Annotated in this window: 21 protein-coding genes; 11 read left to right on the forward strand and 10 right to left on the reverse strand. The window is 63.3% G+C overall.

Annotated elements, in window-relative coordinates; genetic code table 11:
- Positions 1-356: 356 nt before the first annotated feature.
- A complete protein-coding gene (locus tag CBW24_RS18505; protein ID WP_198405242.1) occupies positions 357-1085 on the forward strand; it encodes a hypothetical protein in 729 nt (242 codons plus the stop codon).
- Positions 1086-1147: 62 nt separating this feature from the next.
- On the opposite strand, the gene CBW24_RS07435 is transcribed toward CBW24_RS18505, so the two are convergent.
- Entirely contained in the window at positions 1148-2362 is a 1215-nt protein-coding gene (locus CBW24_RS07435) for an NADP-dependent isocitrate dehydrogenase (protein WP_097373173.1), read from the reverse strand.
- Between the two features lie 223 nt (positions 2363-2585).
- On the opposite strand from CBW24_RS07435, the gene CBW24_RS07440 reads away from it, so the two are divergent.
- Positions 2586-3041: a DUF4112 domain-containing protein gene (locus CBW24_RS07440; RefSeq protein WP_232530261.1), complete on the forward strand. Its 456-nt coding sequence runs from the start codon at positions 2586-2588 to the stop codon at positions 3039-3041.
- Here CBW24_RS07440 and CBW24_RS07445 read toward each other — a convergent pair.
- Genes CBW24_RS07445 through CBW24_RS07455 form a run of 3 tightly spaced genes read right to left on the reverse strand, consistent with a single transcriptional unit; the run spans position 3038 to position 4576 of the window.
- Positions 3038-3286 (reverse strand): hypothetical protein, encoded by a 249-nt coding sequence (locus tag CBW24_RS07445; RefSeq protein ID WP_097373174.1) that lies wholly within the window; start codon positions 3284-3286, stop codon positions 3038-3040. The two genes, CBW24_RS07440 and CBW24_RS07445, sit on opposite strands and share 4 nt — an antisense overlap.
- 7 nt (positions 3287-3293) lie before the next feature.
- The gene (locus tag CBW24_RS07450; RefSeq protein ID WP_097373175.1) at positions 3294-3920 is read right to left on the reverse strand and encodes an HD domain-containing protein; all 627 of its coding nucleotides are present in this window, start codon (positions 3918-3920) and stop codon (positions 3294-3296) included.
- A gap of 2 nt (positions 3921-3922) precedes the next feature.
- Entirely contained in the window at positions 3923-4576 is a 654-nt protein-coding gene (locus tag CBW24_RS07455) for an alpha/beta hydrolase (protein WP_088663951.1), read from the reverse strand.
- A gap of 307 nt (positions 4577-4883) precedes the next feature.
- On the opposite strand from CBW24_RS07455, the gene iscR reads away from it, so the two are divergent.
- The 9 genes from iscR to CBW24_RS07500 all read left to right on the forward strand — a co-directional run bounded on the left by iscR (position 4884) and on the right by CBW24_RS07500 (position 12930).
- On the forward strand, positions 4884-5342 hold the full coding sequence (gene iscR, locus CBW24_RS07460; RefSeq protein WP_088663952.1) for a Fe-S cluster assembly transcriptional regulator IscR: 459 nt from the start codon (positions 4884-4886) through the stop codon (positions 5340-5342).
- 2 nt (positions 5343-5344) lie between these two features.
- The gene (locus tag CBW24_RS07465) at positions 5345-6421 is read left to right on the forward strand and encodes a cysteine desulfurase family protein (protein WP_088663953.1); all 1077 of its coding nucleotides are present in this window, start codon (positions 5345-5347) and stop codon (positions 6419-6421) included.
- 53 nt (positions 6422-6474) lie between these two features.
- A complete protein-coding gene (gene sufB, locus CBW24_RS07470; RefSeq protein ID WP_097373176.1) occupies positions 6475-7998 on the forward strand; it encodes a Fe-S cluster assembly protein SufB in 1524 nt (507 codons plus the stop codon).
- 77 nt (positions 7999-8075) lie between these two features.
- On the forward strand, positions 8076-8387 hold the full coding sequence (locus CBW24_RS07475) for a heavy metal-binding domain-containing protein (protein ID WP_088663955.1): 312 nt from the start codon (positions 8076-8078) through the stop codon (positions 8385-8387).
- Between the two features lie 47 nt (positions 8388-8434).
- Positions 8435-9190, forward strand: a complete 756-nt coding sequence (gene sufC / locus CBW24_RS07480) for a Fe-S cluster assembly ATPase SufC (protein WP_088663956.1) — start codon at positions 8435-8437, stop codon at positions 9188-9190.
- Positions 9190-10497 carry a SufB/SufD family protein gene (locus CBW24_RS07485; RefSeq protein WP_088663957.1) on the forward strand — a complete coding sequence of 436 codons (1308 nt, stop codon included), beginning with the start codon at positions 9190-9192 and terminating at the stop codon, positions 10495-10497. Before sufC ends, CBW24_RS07485 begins: the two co-directional genes overlap by 1 nt.
- Positions 10498-10566: 69 nt before the next feature.
- Positions 10567-11064, forward strand: coding sequence for a YIP1 family protein (locus tag CBW24_RS07490; RefSeq protein ID WP_097373177.1), 498 nt, complete (start codon positions 10567-10569; stop codon positions 11062-11064).
- A 32-nt stretch (positions 11065-11096) separates the two neighbouring features.
- Positions 11097-11717, forward strand: a complete 621-nt coding sequence (locus CBW24_RS07495) for a YIP1 family protein (protein WP_088663959.1) — start codon at positions 11097-11099, stop codon at positions 11715-11717.
- Complete coding sequence (locus CBW24_RS07500; protein ID WP_097373178.1) at positions 11710-12930, forward strand: cysteine desulfurase; 1221 nt, start codon at positions 11710-11712, stop codon at positions 12928-12930. Before CBW24_RS07495 ends, CBW24_RS07500 begins: the two co-directional genes overlap by 8 nt.
- Positions 12931-13665: 735 nt before the next feature.
- Here CBW24_RS07500 and CBW24_RS07505 read toward each other — a convergent pair.
- The 6 genes from CBW24_RS07505 to CBW24_RS07530 all read right to left on the reverse strand — a co-directional run bounded on the left by CBW24_RS07505 (position 13666) and on the right by CBW24_RS07530 (position 18018).
- Complete coding sequence (locus tag CBW24_RS07505; RefSeq protein WP_097373179.1) at positions 13666-14580, reverse strand: LysR family transcriptional regulator; 915 nt, start codon at positions 14578-14580, stop codon at positions 13666-13668.
- Between the two features lie 236 nt (positions 14581-14816).
- Positions 14817-15476, reverse strand: a complete 660-nt coding sequence (locus CBW24_RS07510) for a CvpA family protein (protein WP_097373180.1) — start codon at positions 15474-15476, stop codon at positions 14817-14819.
- A gap of 30 nt (positions 15477-15506) precedes the next feature.
- Positions 15507-16871 carry a DNA repair protein RadA gene (radA, locus tag CBW24_RS07515; protein ID WP_088663963.1) on the reverse strand — a complete coding sequence of 455 codons (1365 nt, stop codon included), beginning with the start codon at positions 16869-16871 and terminating at the stop codon, positions 15507-15509.
- On the reverse strand, positions 16871-17188 hold the full coding sequence (locus tag CBW24_RS07520; RefSeq protein WP_097373181.1) for a hypothetical protein: 318 nt from the start codon (positions 17186-17188) through the stop codon (positions 16871-16873). Before CBW24_RS07520 ends, radA begins: the two co-directional genes overlap by 1 nt.
- A 4-nt stretch (positions 17189-17192) precedes the next feature.
- Positions 17193-17579 (reverse strand): hypothetical protein, encoded by a 387-nt coding sequence (locus tag CBW24_RS07525; protein ID WP_088663965.1) that lies wholly within the window; start codon positions 17577-17579, stop codon positions 17193-17195.
- The gene (locus tag CBW24_RS07530) at positions 17572-18018 is read right to left on the reverse strand and encodes a paraquat-inducible protein A (RefSeq protein ID WP_088663966.1); all 447 of its coding nucleotides are present in this window, start codon (positions 18016-18018) and stop codon (positions 17572-17574) included. Before CBW24_RS07530 ends, CBW24_RS07525 begins: the two co-directional genes overlap by 8 nt.
- Between the last annotated feature and the right edge of the window lie 182 nt (positions 18019-18200).

Genomic DNA, 18200 nt, shown 5'->3' on the forward strand with positions numbered 1-18200 from the left:
AAACTCAGCACGGGTCCAAATGCGCACGCGACGTTACAGGCATCAGGGCGAAGGCTGCGACGCGGTGACCGAAGGCCGGGAACGTCGTTAGAAACGGTGTATCTACTAAGTAGAAACAATCTATGCGTGTAGCCTGGGAATGACATTAACCTAGCGTTAATAAAACAACTTAAGATGGCATTTTTGCGGCATATTGCATTTATGCAAACGATCTATGGGTGGTAAGGCATTATAAATAAAGGAACGGTCCTGTTTTGAGTCCGTAACGGCCTAATCTTCTGGTTGTCCGGGGTGACCGGGCAATGTGCTGTCTCTCAGCGCATTGCATGCCCGAAACAACTTTGAGGATACGATTGATGACTTATTCCAGCTTTATCACCATGCGTCAGGCAGCATCCCGCCGGGGTCTCGCCGCGCTGTCGGTTTCCGCGATCTGCGCAGCCGCTCCTGTGACGGCGCTCGACCTTGGTGCCAGCGTCAGCATCGGCGGCGGATCGCTTGCCAGCGTCGACGCGAATGTGGGCAATACGTCGGTTGGGGCGGATGTCCTCGGGGGTGGCAACGTAGCCGACGTGGATGCCGATGTGCTTGGCGGGTCCGGCAATGGTGGAATCAGCGCGGACGCCTGCGTTGGGCATTGCGGCAGTTCCGGCGGGGGCGCGGGATCAGGCGGCGGGAGCGGCTCCGGGGGCGGCACTGACACCGCAGGGGGCGGCGGTGCGACCGGTGGCGGAAGCACAGGCGGCGGCACAGGTGGCAGCGCGACCGACGGCACGAATGGCAACGGCAATGACGCCACGCTTGTCACCCGGCGCGCCACCGGGATGGTCCCGCCGATCCAGTCCGGCCCTTATCGCTGTGCCAAGGGGGGCAACACCTCGCTCTACGAAGGCTACCCGGTGATGGACAATCAGGGCCGCTGGGTCGGCACCGCGCATAGCATCACCTTGGGCGGTGACCGGTCCATCAACACGCTGCGGCTGATGTCGGCATCGGGCAATTGCACGGCGGTGAAGGGCGGCGCGGTCGTGTCGCGCGGGCAGTCCCTGCAACTGGGCTTCGGCGCGGAACGTCTGGGGCTCTGATCGGCCAGCCTGCCCAATAAAAAAGACCGGCGTTGGTGTAACGCCGGTCTTTCCGTTTATGCTTACCCGGCCAAAGCCTTGTTCAGGTTCTCGTCGATTTTCTCCAAGAAGCCCATCGTAGTCAGCCATTTCTGATCGGGGCCCACCAGCAAGGCGAGGTCTTTCGTCATCCAGCCGGATTCGACCGTATCGACGATGACTTTCTCCAGCGTCGTGGCAAAGGTCATCAGCGCGTCGTTTCTGTCCACCTTGGCGCGGTGCTTCAGCCCGCCGGTCCATGCATAGATCGACGCGATGGAGTTGGTGGAGGTCTGCTTGCCCTCCTGATGTTGGCGGTAATGGCGGGTGACGGTGCCGTGGGCGGCTTCGGCCTCTACGATCTTGCCGTCCGGCGTCATCAGGAGCGAAGTCATCAGCCCCAGCGAGCCAAAACCCTGCGCGACAGTGTCGGATTGCACATCACCGTCGTAGTTCTTGCAGGCCCAAACATAGCCGCCGGACCATTTCATCGACGAGGCCACCATGTCGTCGATCAGCCGGTGCTCATACCACAGCTTCGCCGCGTCGAACTGCTCGCGGAATTCCGCTTCGAACACCTCCTCGAACAGGTCTTTGAACCGGCCATCATAGGCCTTCAGGATCGTGTTCTTGGTGGACAGATAAACCGGAAAGCCGCGCGTCAGCCCATAGTTAAACGACGCCCGGGCAAAGTCACGGATCGAGTCGTCAAGGTTATACATCGCCATCGCCACACCGGCGCTGGGGCTCTGGAATACCTCGCGCTCGATGGTCTCGCCGTCCTCGCCCACGAATTTCAACGTCAGCGTGCCCTTGCCGGGGAAGCGGAAATCGGTAGCGCGATACTGATCGCCGTAGGCATGGCGGCCCACGATGATGGGCTGGGTCCATCCGGGCACGAGCCGCGGCACATTGCGGCAGATGATCGGTTCGCGGAAAATCACGCCGCCCAGAATGTTGCGGATCGTCCCGTTGGGCGAGCGCCACATCTTTTTCAGGCCGAATTCCTCCACTCGCGCCTCGTCCGGGGTGATCGTGGCGCATTTCACGCCCACGCCGACGTCGCGGATCTTCTCGGCGGCGTCGATGGTGATCTGGTCGTCGGTGCGGTCGCGCTCCTCGATCCCCAGATCATAATACAGCAGGTCAATGTCCAGATAGGGCAGGATCAGCTTGTCCTTAATGAACTGCCACATGATGCGGGTCATCTCGTCGCCGTCGAGTTCGACGATCGGGTTGTCTACCTTGATCTTGGTCATGACGTCCCTCTCCTTGGGAATGCGTGTAATCTCATCTTCGGCATAGCGCGGCGGGGCGGGCAGCGGAAGTCAGTATACATTTGTATACCGAATTTCCGGCAATTTAATGCAGCGGCTCACGATCCCGAGGCAGCCCTGCCTAGAGATGGGGCAAGATGGGGCTTCGGGGCGGGGAGGGAACCGCGACCCGGCGTCAGCGCTTGATCCGGGAAAGGAGATCCCGATGCCCGCCACCACAACCCTGCCGCCGCACCATACCCGCCCGACGCCCGCCCCGGATACCACGGCCCGCAAGCGTATGCCGCCCGATGCCGCTGCTGACCTTGCCCGGATCGAGAAACTCGCGCGGCTTCTCGATGCGCGATACGGGGTGCCCGGCACGCGGTTCCGCTTTGGTTTGGATTCTCTGGTGGGGCTTATCCCCGGGATCGGGGATACGCTGACGCTGCTGCCGTCGGCGTGGATGGTCTGGCGGGCGCATCAGCATGGCCTGCCCAAGAGCAAACTGGCACGGATGGGGATCAATACCGGTCTCGATTATGCCATCGGGCTGGTGCCGGTGATTGGCGATCTGGTCGATTTCGGGTTCAAGGCGAACCTGCGCAATGCCGCGATTCTGCGCGAACATCTGGAAGCACGCGCAGCCTCTGACATGGCGCGGGACGTGACGCCGGGCTAGTCGGCGCTTTCGTCCGCTGCGCCTGCGGCGGTCTCCGGCACCAACTGCGCCAGCAGCGCGCGTCCCCGTGCTTCTGCCCGGCGGACGCGGATCTGGGTCATGAACGCTTCTTGCAGGGTGGTCGAGGTCGCGCCGATGCCCTTGGAAATCTCGTCCACCAGATCATCGTTTTTCGCGCGTGCCTCGGCGGCCAGCACATCCTGTGCCAGCTTGTCAGCGATCTGGGTGAGGATATCGGTTGCCATCTGCGCCTCAGGCCAAGTCGTCGCGGCCACGCGCCGCGAACCACGGGCGCACAAGTCCGGCGACATGGGTCCAGAGATCCGGCGCGCCGCGCGCGACCTTATCGCCGACCCGTGTCACGATCTGGGACCAGCGCACGTCGTAATCGACCCAGCTGCCCCCGTCATTGGCAAGGTTCTGCAACAGCGGCACGACACGGTCGAGCGACTTTGCAAACACCGCATCCGCGCTTTCGGCGGCTTCGAATTCGTCCCACAGCGCGCGAAACTCGGCGCCCTGCTCAGCGGGCAGAAGCCCGAACAAGCGGTCGGCGGCGGCCTGTTCGGCGGCTTCCTGCAAGGCCGGGTCGAGATCCAGATGAATGGGCGTGTCGCCTGCGTCGATCTCCACCAGATCATGCAGCAGCAGCATCCGGATCACCCGGTCGATCTGCACACCGGACCCGGCCTGCCCGGCGAGGGTCAGTGCATAGAGCGCCGCGTGCCAGCTATGCTCCGCGCTGTTTTCGAAACGGGAGCCATCGCAGAGGCGCGAGGCCCGCAGCACGGCCTTCAGACGGTCAGCTTCGACCAGAAACCGCAACTGGGCGGTGAGATCCGGCGTCTCGACGGCGGGAGAGAATGCACCTTCCGCCACGATTAGCGCGTGGTCTCTGTCAGGCGCCGCCGGACATAGCCGTCGACGGTTTCCAGCATCGGGGACATGTGCGGATCTTCAAAGAAGTGCCCGGCACCTTCGACCTCATGATGGGTGATGGTGATGCCCTTCTGCTCATGCAGCTTGCCCACCAGCGAATGAGTGTCCTTCGGCGGGGCAACGCGGTCGGCGGTGCCGTTGAGGATCAACCCGGAGGAGGGGCAGGGCGCAAGGAACGAGAAGTCATACATATTGGCGGGCGGCGACACGGACACGAACCCGGTGATTTCGGGGCGGCGCATCAGCAACTGCATCCCGATCCACGCCCCAAAGGAGAAACCCGCGACCCAGCAATGTTTCGCGTTCTGGTTCATCGATTGCAGGTAATCGAGCGCGGAGGCCGCATCGGACAGTTCGCCCACACCCTGATCGTATTCACCCTGACTGCGCCCGACACCGCGGAAGTTGAACCGCAGCACGGTGAAGCCCATGTTATAGAAGGTGTAATGCAGGTTGTAGACGACGCGGTTGTTCATCGTCCCGCCAAACTGCGGATGCGGATGCAGAATGATGGCGATCGGCGAGTCCTTGGTCTTCTGGGGGTGGTACCGGCCTTCAAGCCGGCCCTCGGGTCCGGGAAAGATAACCTCGGGCATCCGTACTCGCTCTCTTTTCTTGCGCGGCCAGACCCGCAGCGTGGCGCTGCTCGCGTCAGTGTTGACGGGCCGGGACGGTCTATCTAGAACAGTTCTAATTTCATCGGTCGGACCGATGGCAGGGCCTTTGCGAGTTAAGTTGTCACAGGGCTCGCGTCAATGGTCTGGCGGGGGTCGGGCGATCCTTCGGGCTTTCCGCGTGCCTTTCGGCGCGCAGGTCCAAGGGGAATGGCCGGACTTTCGTCGCATTGGCTAAAACAGGCGGGCGGTGCTGCGACCGCCGCAACACACAGGTTGAGGGCGGAACATGAAGCTGAGCACAAAGGGCCGTTACGCGATGGTCGCCCTTGCCGATCTGGCGCTGGAATCGAAATCCGGTCTGGTGACGCTGGGCGAGATCAGCAAGCGGCAGAATATCTCGCTGGCCTATCTGGAACAGTTGTTCGTGAAGCTGCGCCGCGCAAAGCTGGTCGAGAGCGTCCGGGGGCCGGGCGGCGGCTACAGGCTCAGCCGCTCCGCCGATGAAATCCGCGTGTCGGAAATTCTCGAAGCGGTGGATGAAACCGTCAGCGCCATGCATCGCGGGGCCGGGGCTTCGGGTCTCGTTTCCGGCAGCCGGGCGCAATCGCTGACCAATCGTCTGTGGGAGGGTTTTTCGGCGCATGTCTATGTGTTTTTGCACCAGACGCGTCTGTCCGACGTGATCGGCAACAGCCTTGCTCCCTGTCCGGCGGTGCCCTCGTTGTTTGAGCTGGTGGACGAATAATCATGGTCCGCACCCGCGCCTATCTGGACTGGAACGCCACGACGCCCCTGCGGGCCGAGGCTCGCGCCGCGATGATCGCGGCGATGGACATCGTGGGCAATCCGTCCTCGGTCCATGCCGAAGGTCGCGCGGCGAAGGCCTTGGTCGAGAAATCCCGTGGGCAGATCGCCGAGGCCTTCGGTGCCGATGGGGCGGATATCGTTTTTACCAGTTCCGCCACCGAAGCGGCGGCGCTCGCGCTCGAGGGGCGCGATCTGGCGGCTGCGGGGATCGAGCATGACGCGGTCGGCGCGTGGACTGCGCCCTCTCTTGTCGTGGATGCTGCCGGGGCGGTCACCGTGCCTGATCCGGCCCGTGCGACGCTGCAACTTGCCAATTCGGAAACCGGCGTGGTGCAGACCTTGCCCGATGGGCTGGCGGTGTCGGACATGACCCAAGCCTTTGGCAAGCTGCCTTTGGCGTTCAACTGGACCGGCGCGCAGATGGCGCTCATTTCGGCGCATAAGCTGGGCGGGCCAAAAGGCATCGGCGCACTGGTTTTGCGCCGGGGCACCGATCTGGCGCCGCGCATCCGGGGCGGCGGGCAGGAGATGGGCCGCCGCTCGGGCACCGAAAACGTCATCGGCATCGCCGGTTTCGCCGCTGCGGCGCAGGCGGCGATGCGCGATCTGGAGAGCGGCGTTTGGGAACGGGTTGCGCAATTTAGAAATATTCTAGAAAAGGCGCTGGAATCCGAGTCAAAGGAGATTATTTTGGTCGGGAAAGGCACCGATGGTGCGGCAGGGTCCGGGGCAGCGCAGCGTTTGCCCAACACCAGCTGCATCGCGGTGCCGGGATGGAAGGGCGAAACCCAGGTCATGCAGATGGACCTTGCCGGGTTCGCCATTTCCGCCGGGTCGGCCTGTTCCAGTGGCAAGGTTCGCGCCAGCCGGGTGTTGCAGGCCATGGGCCACGACGACACGACCGCTGCCAGCGCCATCCGGGTCTCACTCGGCCCGGACACGACAGAAAACGAGGTCCACCGCTTCGCCGAGGCGTGGATCGCTCAATATCGCAAGTATTGCGCCCGCGCGGCGTGATGCGGATGCCGGTCCCGGTTTTCCGGTCCGGCCAGTAAGAGGAACGCGTCAACATGACCGCATTGGACAAGGACCTGGAGGTCCGCGAAGGCGTCGATCGCGAGACGGTCGAAACCGTTCAGTCGATGGGCACCTACAAATACGGCTGGAACACTGACATCGAGATGGAATATGCCCCCAAAGGCGTGAACGAGGACATCGTTCGTCTGATCTCGGAAAAGAACGAAGAGCCGCAGTGGATGACCGACTGGCGGCTTGAGGCGTTCGCCCGCTGGAAACAAATGGAAGAGCCCGATTGGGCGATGGTCGACTATCCCAAGCTCGACTACCAAGACCAGTATTACTACGCCAAGCCCAAGAGCATGGCGGAAAAGCCCAAGTCGCTGGACGAGGTCGACCCCAAGCTGCTCGCCACCTATGAAAAACTGGGCATCCCGCTGAAGGAACAGATGATCCTCGCCGGTGTCGAAGGGGCCGAAAACGCCCCCGCCGAAGGCCGCAAGGTCGCGGTGGACGCGGTGTTCGACAGTGTCTCCGTCGGCACGACTTTCCAGAAGGAACTGGCTAAGGCCGGTGTCATCTTCTGCTCGATCTCCGAGGCGATCCGCGAGCATCCGGAACTGGTCAAGAAATACCTCGGCTCCGTCGTGCCGCAGAGCGACAATTTCTTTGCCACGCTGAACTCGGCGGTCTTCTCTGACGGGTCGTTCGTCTATGTGCCGCCGGGCGTGCGCTGCCCGATGGAACTGTCGACCTATTTCCGCATCAATGCCGAAAACACCGGTCAGTTCGAGCGGACGCTGATCATCGCCGACAAGGGCAGCTATGTCAGCTACCTCGAAGGCTGCACCGCCCCGCAGCGGGACACCGCTCAGCTTCACGCCGCCGTGGTGGAAATCGTCGCGCTGGAGGATGCGGAGGTCAAATATTCGACCGTGCAGAACTGGTTCCCCGGCGATGAGAACGGCAAGGGCGGGATCTACAACTTCGTCACCAAGCGCGCCGATTGCCGCGAGGCGCGGGCCAAGGTGATGTGGACGCAGGTTGAAACCGGCTCCGCGATCACTTGGAAATACCCGTCCTGCATCCTGCGTGGCGATGACAGCCAAGGCGAGTTCTATTCGATCGCCATCGCCAACAACATGCAGCAGGCGGATACCGGCACCAAGATGATCCATCTGGGCAAGAACACCAAGTCGCGCATCGTGTCCAAGGGCATCAGCGCGGGCCGGGCGCAGAACACCTATCGCGGGCTGGTTTCGATGCATGCGAAGGCCACCGACAGCCGCAACTACACCCAGTGTGACAGCTTGCTGATCGGGTCCGATTGCGGCGCGCATACGGTGCCTTATATCGAGGTCAAGAATAACTCGAGCCGGGTCGAACACGAGGCCACCACCTCCAAGGTCGATGATGACCAGCTGTTCTATTGCCGCCAGCGCGGCATGGACGAGGAAGAAGCCGTGGCGCTGGTCGTCAACGGGTTCTGCAAGGAGGTGCTGCAAGCGCTGCCGATGGAATTCGCGATGGAAGCGCAGCAGCTTGTCGCGATCTCGCTCGAAGGGTCGGTGGGCTGATCCACCGCCCGTCCAACTGTTCGCATTGCCCCGTCGCCGGGTTCGCGCCCGGCGGCGCCTGACAGGAGACCACGCCGATGATTACCACGACCACCAATAGCGTCGAAGGTTACCAGATCGCCGAATATCACGGCATCGTCGTCGGCGAGGCGATCCTCGGCGCCAACGTGTTCCGCGATCTGTTCGCGCAGGTCACGGATATCATCGGCGGGCGTTCGGGGGCCTATGAGCGCTCGCTGGGCGAGGCTCGGACTACCGCGCTGAACGAATTGCAGGACCGTGCGGCGGATTTGGGCGCGAACGCGGTCGTGGGCATCGATCTCGACTACGAAGTCATCAACAACATGCTGATGGTTTCGGCCTCCGGAACGGCCGTCACCATCGCCTGACACATGGGCCGCGCCGCGCGCGCCCGCTAGATACGAAGGTAGAATTCATGCTGGAAATCAAAAACCTGCACGTCAAACTGGAAGAAGAGGACAAGCAGATCCTCAAAGGCGTCGACCTGACCGTCGAGGCGGGCAAGGTGCATGCGATCATGGGGCCCAACGGCTCCGGCAAATCGACGCTGTCCTATGTGCTGTCGGGCCGCGACGGCTATGAGGTGACCGAAGGCTCCGCCACGCTCGGCGGCGAAGACATCCTCGATATGGAACCCGAAGAGCGCGCCGCCGCTGGCCTGTTCCTTGCGTTCCAGTATCCGGTGGAAATCCCCGGCGTCGGCAACATGACCTTCCTGCGCACCGCCGTGAACGCACAGCGTAAAGCCCGCGGCGAAGAAGAACTGAGCGCGGGCGACTTCCTCAAGGTCGTGCGCGAGCGTGCCAAGGCGCTGGAAATCGACGCTGACATGCTGAAGCGTCCGGTCAATGTCGGCTTCTCCGGCGGTGAGAAGAAGCGCAACGAGATCCTGCAAATGGCGATGCTGGAGCCGAAGATGTGCATCCTCGACGAGACCGATAGCGGTCTGGATGTCGATGCGATGAAACTGGTCGCCGATGGCGTCAACGCGCTGCGCGACGAAGGCCGCGGGTTCCTTGTGATCACGCACTACCAGCGCCTGCTGGATCACATCAAACCCGATGTCGTCCACATCATGTCCAACGGTCGCATCATCAAGACCGGCGGGCCCGAGTTGGCGCTTGAGGTCGAAAAGAACGGCTATGCCGACCTGAAAGCGGAGGTGGCCTGATGACCGCAGCCACTGAACGCAAACAGGCTCTGGCTCAGCGGCGTCAGGACGTGACCGAAGCGCGCATTGCTGCGCTCGGCACCGTTCCCGGCGCTGGCTGGCAGGCCCGCCCCCGTGCCGAGGCGCTGTCGCGTCTGCGCGCGATGGGGCTGCCGCAACCGCGTGACGAGTATTGGAAATGGACCCGGCCTGAGACACTGACTCAGCCCGAGGCCCCGACTGCAGCGACGTTTGACGCCAAAACCGCACCCACATTTGATGCGATCGACCGGCTGACGCTGGCCTTCGTTGATGGTGTGTTCGATGCCGAAGCCAGCGATCCGCTGGCGCTTGAAGGGATCGAGATCGAACGTCTCGCGACTTCCGAGGCGGATATTCACTGGGCGCAGGATCTGTATGGCGCGCTGGAAACCGATGGTCAGACCCCGGTCGAGCGCCCGCTTGCCGCGCTGAACAGTGCCTACGCGACTGACGGAATCTTGATCCGGGTGACCGGTAAACCGTCGAAGCCGGTGAATATTGTCTATCACCACCGCGACGACAGTTCCGACGCCTGCCTGCACCACGTGATCCGCGTGGAGCCGGGTGCTGCGCTGACCCTGCTGGAGAACGGCCCTGCGGCCGCACGCTTCAATCAGGTGATCGAGGTCGACGTGGCCGAGACCGGCGCGTTCCATCATATCCGCACCCAAGGCCGCGATCACGAGCGTCGTGCCGCGACGCATATCTTTGCACGCGTTGGTCGGGAGTCTCTTTTCAAGTCGTTCACGCTGACCGCCAATGGCGTGTTGACCCGGAACGAGGCGGTGATCGACATCATCGGCGACGATGCCTCGGCCCATATTGCCGGTGCGGCGCTGGGGGATGGCGATTTCCTCCATGATGACACGGTGTTCATCACCCATGACGCGCTTAATTGCGAAAGCCGTCAGGTGTTCAAGAAGGTGCTGCGCAACGGTGCGAACGGCATTTTCCAAGGCAAGATCTTGGTGAAACCCGGCGCGCAGAAGACCGATGGCTACCAGATCAGCCAGTCGCTTCTGCTGGATGAGGCGAGCCAGTTCCTTGCCAAGCCGGAGCTGGAGATCTACGCCGATGACGTGGCCTGTTCGCATGGCTCCACCTCGGGCGCGATTGATGAAACCGCGCTGTTCTACCTGCGGTCGCGGGGCATCCCCGAGCCGATCGCGCAGGATCTGATGGTTCTCGCCTTCGTGGCCGAAGCTATTCAGGAAATCGAGGATGAGACCATCGCCGGTGAGATCCTCGCTCAGTTGGAAGGCTGGCTGTCGCGCCGCCGCGGCTGATCTGGCCTGCGATCTGATCTGCCCGCCGCCGCATCCCCCGTGGCGGCGGGTTTTCCCGAAAGGCCCGACATGGCGATCACCACCGAAATTCTGCGCAGCTACCGCGCACCGCGCGCCGTCATGCGATCCATTCTTGAGGCGGGCCCGCGCGAAGACCGTGCCATCGCATGGCTGATGAGCGCCTGCGCCATCCTGTTCGTGGCGCAATGGCCCCGGCTGGCCCGTGAGGCGCATCTGGGCGACACGCCGCTTGACGCGCTGGTGGGAGGTGCCTTTCTTGCGTTGCTCTTTCTGCTGCCCTTGCTGCTCTATGGCGTTGCCGCGCTGTCGCATCTGATCGCCCGGCTGATGGGCGGGCGCGGCACGTTCTATGGGGCCCGCGCGGCGTTGTTCTGGACCTTGTTGGCCGTGTCGCCGCTGATGCTGCTGCGGGGGCTGGTTTCCGGGCTAATCGGTCCGGGACCGGCGCTTGTCGCCAGTGACGCGATTGTGGCTGCCGGGTTCTTTGCCATCTGGGCCGGCACGCTTTATGAGGCGGAGCGACACCCCCCTGCGGTGCCCGCCTAAATCCACCCGATCCCCCGTATGACGGAACCCCGATGACCGAGCTGCCGCGCCTGAGAGACCTGATCGCCCTGACCCTGCGCAGCCCGCGTCAGGCCGCCGGGCACCTGATCGCCCTGAACCTGAGCCGGGGCATTCTGTGGCAAGCCTTGCTGCTGGTGGTGATCCTGTCCGTGCTGGCGGCGCAGGTTTCCGTGCTTGTGAGCTTTGGCACGCTGAGCCCGATGCTCGACACCGGCGAAGGCATGATCTCCCCGCTCTTTGCCAGCCCGCTGGTGCTGGGCCTGATGCAGGGCGTGCTGCTGCTGATCTCGATCCTTGCGACCTACTGGATCGGACGGGCGATGGGGGGCACCGGCAGCTTCGAGGCGGTGCAGGTCACCGTCTGCTGGCTGCAATTCATGATGCTCTGCCTGCAACTGGTGCAGATCCTGCTGTCGCTGCTGATCCCGCCTTTGGGCGCGATGATCGGTATGGCGGGCATCGTCGTGTTTTTCTGGCTATTCACCCAATTCGTGACCGTCGTGCACGGATTTCGCAATCCGGGACTGGTGTTTCTGGCCATTCTGCTTTCGCTGACCGGCTTCGTGCTCGGGGTTTCGATCCTGATGGCCAGCCTCGGCATCACCTTCATGGGAGAGATCCCCGATGTATGACGTCACCGCGATCCGCCGCGACTTCCCGATCCTTGGCTCCACCGTCAATGGTAAGCCGTTGGTCTATCTGGATAACGGCGCCTCGGCGCAGAAACCGCAGGTCGTGATCGACGCGATCACGCAGGGCTACGCCGCCGAATACGCCAATGTCCATCGCGGGCTGCACTACCTGTCGAACCTCGCCACCGAAAAATATGAGGGCACCCGCGGCACCATCGCGCGCTTTCTCAACGCGGCGGACGAGGAGGAGGTGGTGTTCACAACCGGCACCACGCATGGCATCAACCTGGTCGCCTATGGCTGGGCGATGCCGCGGCTGGAACCGGGGGATGAGATCATCCTGTCGGTGATGGAGCATCACGCCAACATCGTGCCGTGGCACTTCCTGCGGGAACGTCAGGGCGTGGTCATTAAATGGGTCGATGTGGATGCCGATGGCGATCTCGATCCGCAGGCGGTCTTGGACGCCATCACCCCGCGCACCAAGCTGATCGCCGTCACCCATATGTCGAACGTGTTGGGCACTGTCGTCGATGTTGCCGCCATCGCGGCGGGCGCGCGCGAGAAGGGCGTGCCGGTGCTGGTCGATGGATCCCAAGCCGCTGTGCACATGCCGGTGGATGTGGAGGCCATCGGCGCGGATTTCTACGCGATCACGGGACATAAGCTTTACGGTCCGTCGGGATCGGGCGCGATCTGGATCCGGCGCGACCGGATGGCCGAGATGCGGCCCTTCATGGGTGGCGGCGACATGATCCGCGAGGTCAGCAAGGACGCTGTCAGCTACGCCGATCCGCCGATGCGGTTCGAGGCGGGCACGCCGTCCATCGTGTCGCAGATCGGGCTGGGCGTGGCGCTAGAGTATATGATGGGCCTCGGCATGGAGAATGTCGCGGCCCATGAGCGGGTGCTGCGCGATTACGCGCGGGAGCGGCTCGCCGGTCTGAACTGGCTGAACGTTCAGGGCAATTCGGCGGGTAAGGGGGCGATCTTCTCCTTTACGCTGGAAGGCGCGGCGCATCCGCATGACATTTCCACCGTGCTCGACAAAAAGGGCGTCGCGGTGCGCGCAGGCCACCATTGCGCGGGTCCGCTGATGGAGCATCTGGGCGTCAGTGCCACCTGCCGCGCGAGCTTTGGCCTCTATAACACGGTCGAAGAGGTGGACAGCCTGATCGACGCGCTGGACCTGTGCCACGACCTGTTTGCGTAAACGCGGCCCGACCGGTCTGGACATAGCACGACAAACGCCGACTTCGGCGACAACGCAGGCGGGCGGGAACGCATGGCTAACCGCCCACCGATCTAAAATCGACACGCGCTAAGGCCATGCGCGGCTGTTGCGGGGCGACTTGTGGCCGAGCGGCAGGTTGAAACAGCTTCTGCACCCCGCCGCTAACTTTGCATATCTGCAAAAACCTCCTGCGCGGGCGCGGGGCCTCCTCCATAACATCTTGACAGGTGCGGGATTTTCGGAATGCACAGTCGAAGTTTATGCTGTGCCGCCAAACCGGCGTATCCACCCGCAATGCTGCTCATAATCCCAGCAGTCCGTGCACCAGATCGCGTTTGGCCAAAAAAAAGGCCGAGCTAAGCTCGGCCCAAGTCCAACAGGGAGGTAAAAGACATTGCCTTGGCAACGTCTGATACGGATCATTTAGGTGCCGTGGGGGGCTGGTTCAAGAATTTTCTTGCGCCACCAGATCATACCCGCCATGAGCGTTGCGCATATCGCACATAAGACGAAAGTCGCGAGGCACTATTTCGCGCCAAGGGCGAGTTGTTCGTGCACATCTAGTTTCTGTGGGCCATGAGGCGTTCCGCAAGCGCCTGCTTCGGTGGCAATCGCCTTCTAGGCGGGCAGAGCGGCGGGGCGATGCTTGCCGTTTGATCTGCGCAGGAAGTCACCCCGCGCATAGCTTTGCCCCGGAGAGGCGCTGAGCGCGGCTCAGGCGGCGTCGTCCTCATCTTCGCGCTGCCTGACCCGTTCGGCCATAATTTCCCGCGTGACGAAGTCCCGGAACGCCGCGACGCGCTTCGACTGGCGCAGTTCCTCGGGGTAGGCCAGAAACACCGGCACCTCGTTGCTTTCCACTTCGGGAAGCACGCGCACCAGATTGTTGGCAGGATCACGGGCGGTGTAGTCGGGCAGCACGCCGATGCCGAGATTGTTGATGACGCCCTGAAGCACGCCGAAATAGTTGTTCACCGTCAGGCGGGACCCGACATCGTGGGTCATCAGCATCTGCACCAGCGACGCACCGGCGGCCACCTGCACGGCTGCGAGGTTCTGACAGATCAGGCGATGCCCAGAGAGGTCATCGAGACTTTGCGGGGTGCCGCGTTTGGCAAGGTATTCGGGGCTCGCGTAGAGCCGCATCCGCACCGATAGCAGCCGTTTGCGGATCAGGTCGGCTTGGCTCGGCTCCTTCATGCGGATGGCCACGTCAGCCTCCCGCATGGGCAGGTCGAGCACCCGCTCTTCCAGCATCAGGTCGATCTTGAGGTTGGGATATTCCTCATAGAGCGCCGATAGCCGCGGTGCCAGCCACAGAGACCCAAAGCCGGTCGTCGCCGTGACGCGCAATTCACCGAACACTTCCTCTTCGCTGTCGCGGATGCGGGCCTCGGCGGTTTCCAACCGTTTGCTCATGGCCGAGGTCGCGTCAAACAACAGCTCGCCCTGTTCGGTCAGGATCAGCCCGCGCGCATGGCGGTGGAACAGCGTGGTGTTGAGACTGTCCTCCAAAGCCCGGATCTGCCGCGAGACGGCAGACTGGCTTAGATGCAGCACGTCCCCCGCGTGGGTCAGACTGCCGGCATCGGCCACGGCATGAAAGATTCTCAGTTTGTCCCAATCCATCTCGGTTACTTATGCGCTCCAATGGTTTCGATCTCGTCTACAGCGGATGCTGCATCGCAGAATATGGGGCGGAGCTACGGCAAAAACAGGGGGGCAGCTCTGCATCCAGAGAAAATCTTATCGTCAATTGCACGGGGGTGGGTCAAGCGACTTGCCCCGAACCTGCCCTGCGGGCACGAAAAACCCGCCGTTTCGCATTCGAAAGCGGCGGGTTCTGATTTGTTTAGGCGGTAGGCTTAGTTGCCGGTGGCGGTGCCGGTGCCTGCATCCGGGGTAACGGTGCTGTCGGTGGCGGGCGTCACCGGAGCCGGGGCAGGGGTCACGTCCGCGGTATCTTCGATGCCGCAGCTGCGCTCGATCAGGCCTTCGAACCGGCCGGTCAGCCATTCCAGCACGGTTTCTTGACTGGTGATTTCGCCGGTGATGCGGACCTTCATACTGTCGAACACGCTGACGGAGCGGGAGTTTTCGACAACCGGCAGGCCGTCGCCGCCGACCACGAAGTCATAGACGATGAGCGCGATCACCACGAGCAACATCCCCCGGATCGCGCCGTAGAGGAAGCCCAGACCCTGATCCACCGCGTTAAGCGCGGAGCGCTGCACCACCGACGAAAACAGCGGTGTGAACAACGCGAAAATCACCAAGCCAACCGCGAACACCCCGGCAAAGGCCGCGATGGTGGAGGCGGGGCAGTTGTCCAGAAAATCGGAGACAACCGGAATTTCGCGCACCAGCGGCTCGGCCTGCGGTGCAAAGATATAGGCCAGCACGGCCGCCCCGATCCACCCCGCGATGGCCAGTGCTTCGCGGACAAAGCCGCGGCTATAGGCGAGTATCGCAGAGAGGATGATGACGACGGCTACGCCTGCGTCGAATATCGTGAACCCGTTCATGAGTGCCCTTGTTCCGTTGTTTTGCGGGCGCTAACCGGCGCCGAACATGTCCCCGACGAATGCCGTCAGGTCCCCCATCTGGCGCAGTCGCAGCCCCTGCCCGGCAGAGGTCTTGGACCGGGCGGGCAAAGCCGCCTCGGTGAAACCAAGTTTTTGCGCCTCTTTCAACCTGTTTTCCGTTTGCCCCACCGGGCGTAGGGCACCAGATAGGCTGATCTCACCAAAAACCACGCATCCTGCGGGCAATGCGACATCCTCACGCGCGGAAAGCAGCGCAGCCGCCACCGCCAAATCGGCGGCCGGTTCGCCGATGCGCAACCCGCCCGCGACGTTCAGATAGACATCCATCCCCGCAAACGGGATGCCGCAGCGCGCCTCCAGCACCGCAAGGATCATCGCCAGCCGCGAACTGTCCCATCCCACGACGGAGCGCCGCGCCTGCCCTGCGGGGGCGGGGGCGACCAGTGCCTGAAACTCGACCAGCACGGGGCGGGTGCCCTCGATCCCGGCAAACACCGCCGAGCCGGGCGCGGGCTGTTCGCGATCGCTGAGAAACAGCGCCGAGGGGTTCGCGACCTCGGCCAGCCCGCCGCCGGTCATTTCGAACACGCCGATTTCGTCTGCCGGGCCAAAGCGGTTCTTGACCGCGCGCAGGATGCGGAACTGATGGCCGCGTTCGCCCTCGAAATAGAGCACCGTATCGACCATGTGTTCGACGACGCGCGGACCTGCGATCTGGCCTTCCTTGGTGACATGGCCCACGAGGATCACGGAGGTGCCACGGCTTTTAGCAAAGGTCGTGAGTTCCTGTGCGACGGCGCGCACCTGACTGACCGAGCCGGGCGCGGCTTCGACCTTGTCGGACCACATGGTCTGGATGGAATCGATGATCGCCACATCGGGGCGCAGCTCATCCAATGTCGTCAGGATGTCGCGCAGTGCCGTTTCGGCGGCCAGCTTCACCGGCGCTTGCGCCAGTCCCAGCCGCTGAGCGCGCATCCGCACCTGCGCTGATGCCTCTTCGCCGGTGACATAGACCGAACTTAGCCCCGCTTCGGCAAAGGCGGCGGCGGCCTGTAGCAGCAGTGTGGATTTCCCGATGCCGGGATCGCCGCCGACCAGCGTCGCGGAGGCCGGAACCAAGCCGCCGCCCAGCACGCGGTCCAATTCGCCCAGACCTGACAGGGTGCGCGGCGGCGGGGCTTCGGCAGTGGCCAGATCCATCAGCTTGATCGTCGTGCCGCGCCGCGCGCCGAGGCTCTTCTTGCCCGGTCCGGCTGACAGCGGTGCTTCCTCGACGATGCTGTTCCACTCGCCACAGGCATCGCATTGCCCCGACCAGCGCGGATGCTGCGCGCCGCAATTGGTGCAGGTGAACACCATTGATTTTGCCATCAGCCCATCCTTCCCGTCAGCAGCGCCACGCCGAACACCGCAAGCAGGACCGGTGGCACCCGGTGGTGGCCGTGAAACCGGAACGCCGCGCCAACGCCCATGAGCGCCAGTCCGATGCCCGCGATCCGGCCCAAGGGCGGAATGTCGAGCCACCACGCCAGTGCCCCGAGCAGCGCCAGAACAAGAAGCCCCTGCACCAGTGCCCGTTCGACGCTTTGCCCGGCTTGCTGGCGCAGCGCGCTTTGCACCATCGCCCATAAGGTCGCGGCGGCGACCAGCGCGGCGAGGAGCACGGTCAGGATCGAAGCACCGCTCACGGCGTTACCACAATGCCGTGGCGATGGGCGTCATGATCTGCGGCAAGGTCGGCAGCGCCAACGGGAAGCTCAGCAGCGCCGCGATCCCCAGATATTTGTCGAGCCGCCGTGCGGGCATGTCCGGCAGCGCCCGCAGATAAAGCGCAAGCCCGATCGGCATCAGCCATGCGATTGACCACGCAAAGGCCTCCTGCGCCGAAAACCCGGCTGTCTGAGCCCGCGCGATGGTCCGGGTGTAGCCCATGAACACCATCAGAAACGCAAAGATCGCCGCGATGGCCCAGCTTTTGGGGCGGCCCGGCACCCGGATCGCGCGATAGATGGTCAGCGGCAGCCAGAACAGCGAAGCCCAGAACAAAAATAGGCCGAGGATGGCAACGGCGTTAGGCACGAGAAATGTCTCCGGTCTTGGGGCGGGCGCTCAGGCTGAGCGCCAGCGACAGCAATATGCAGAAGGTGAAAAGGTAAAGCCCCCACGCGGTTTCCACCCGGCCGATGCCCATGCCCTTGATCACCACGATATAGAGAGCGATCAGGAACACATCGGCCATGGCGAGTTTGCCCGCCCATACAAGCCACGAAAGCGCGCGGGGACCCAGCCGCCCGAACTGGATCGCGGCCAGAAGCAGCGTTTTGAGATAGGGTGCGACCAGCGCCGCCAACCCGACCACCACCGCGAGCGCCGGATCGGTGCGCCACAGGCTCGCCACCCCCGACAGCACCGTGATCTCGTGGCTGGGAAACAGCGGCAACACCGCCGCGCGCAGCAGCGGCGCGGCCCAAGCCACGGGAAACAGGATCAGAAGCAACAGGTTGAGCCATTTCGCCATCGACGGGGCAGGGGCCTTTCATCCGGGCGCAGCCGCGCTACGCCTATCGCCCGTGGTTCTAGGCCGGATGACGTGGAAGGGAAAGGGAGGGTTTGCCCGGGGGCGCTGGCGGCGCTGGCGGCACTGGCCCGACATTGCGCAGCGGCGGTCGGATCGTCGCGTGAGGCAGGCGATGCCCCGGT

This window comes from Pacificitalea manganoxidans (genome assembly GCF_002504165.1).
Taxonomy (GTDB): domain Bacteria; phylum Pseudomonadota; class Alphaproteobacteria; order Rhodobacterales; family Rhodobacteraceae; genus Pacificitalea; species Pacificitalea manganoxidans.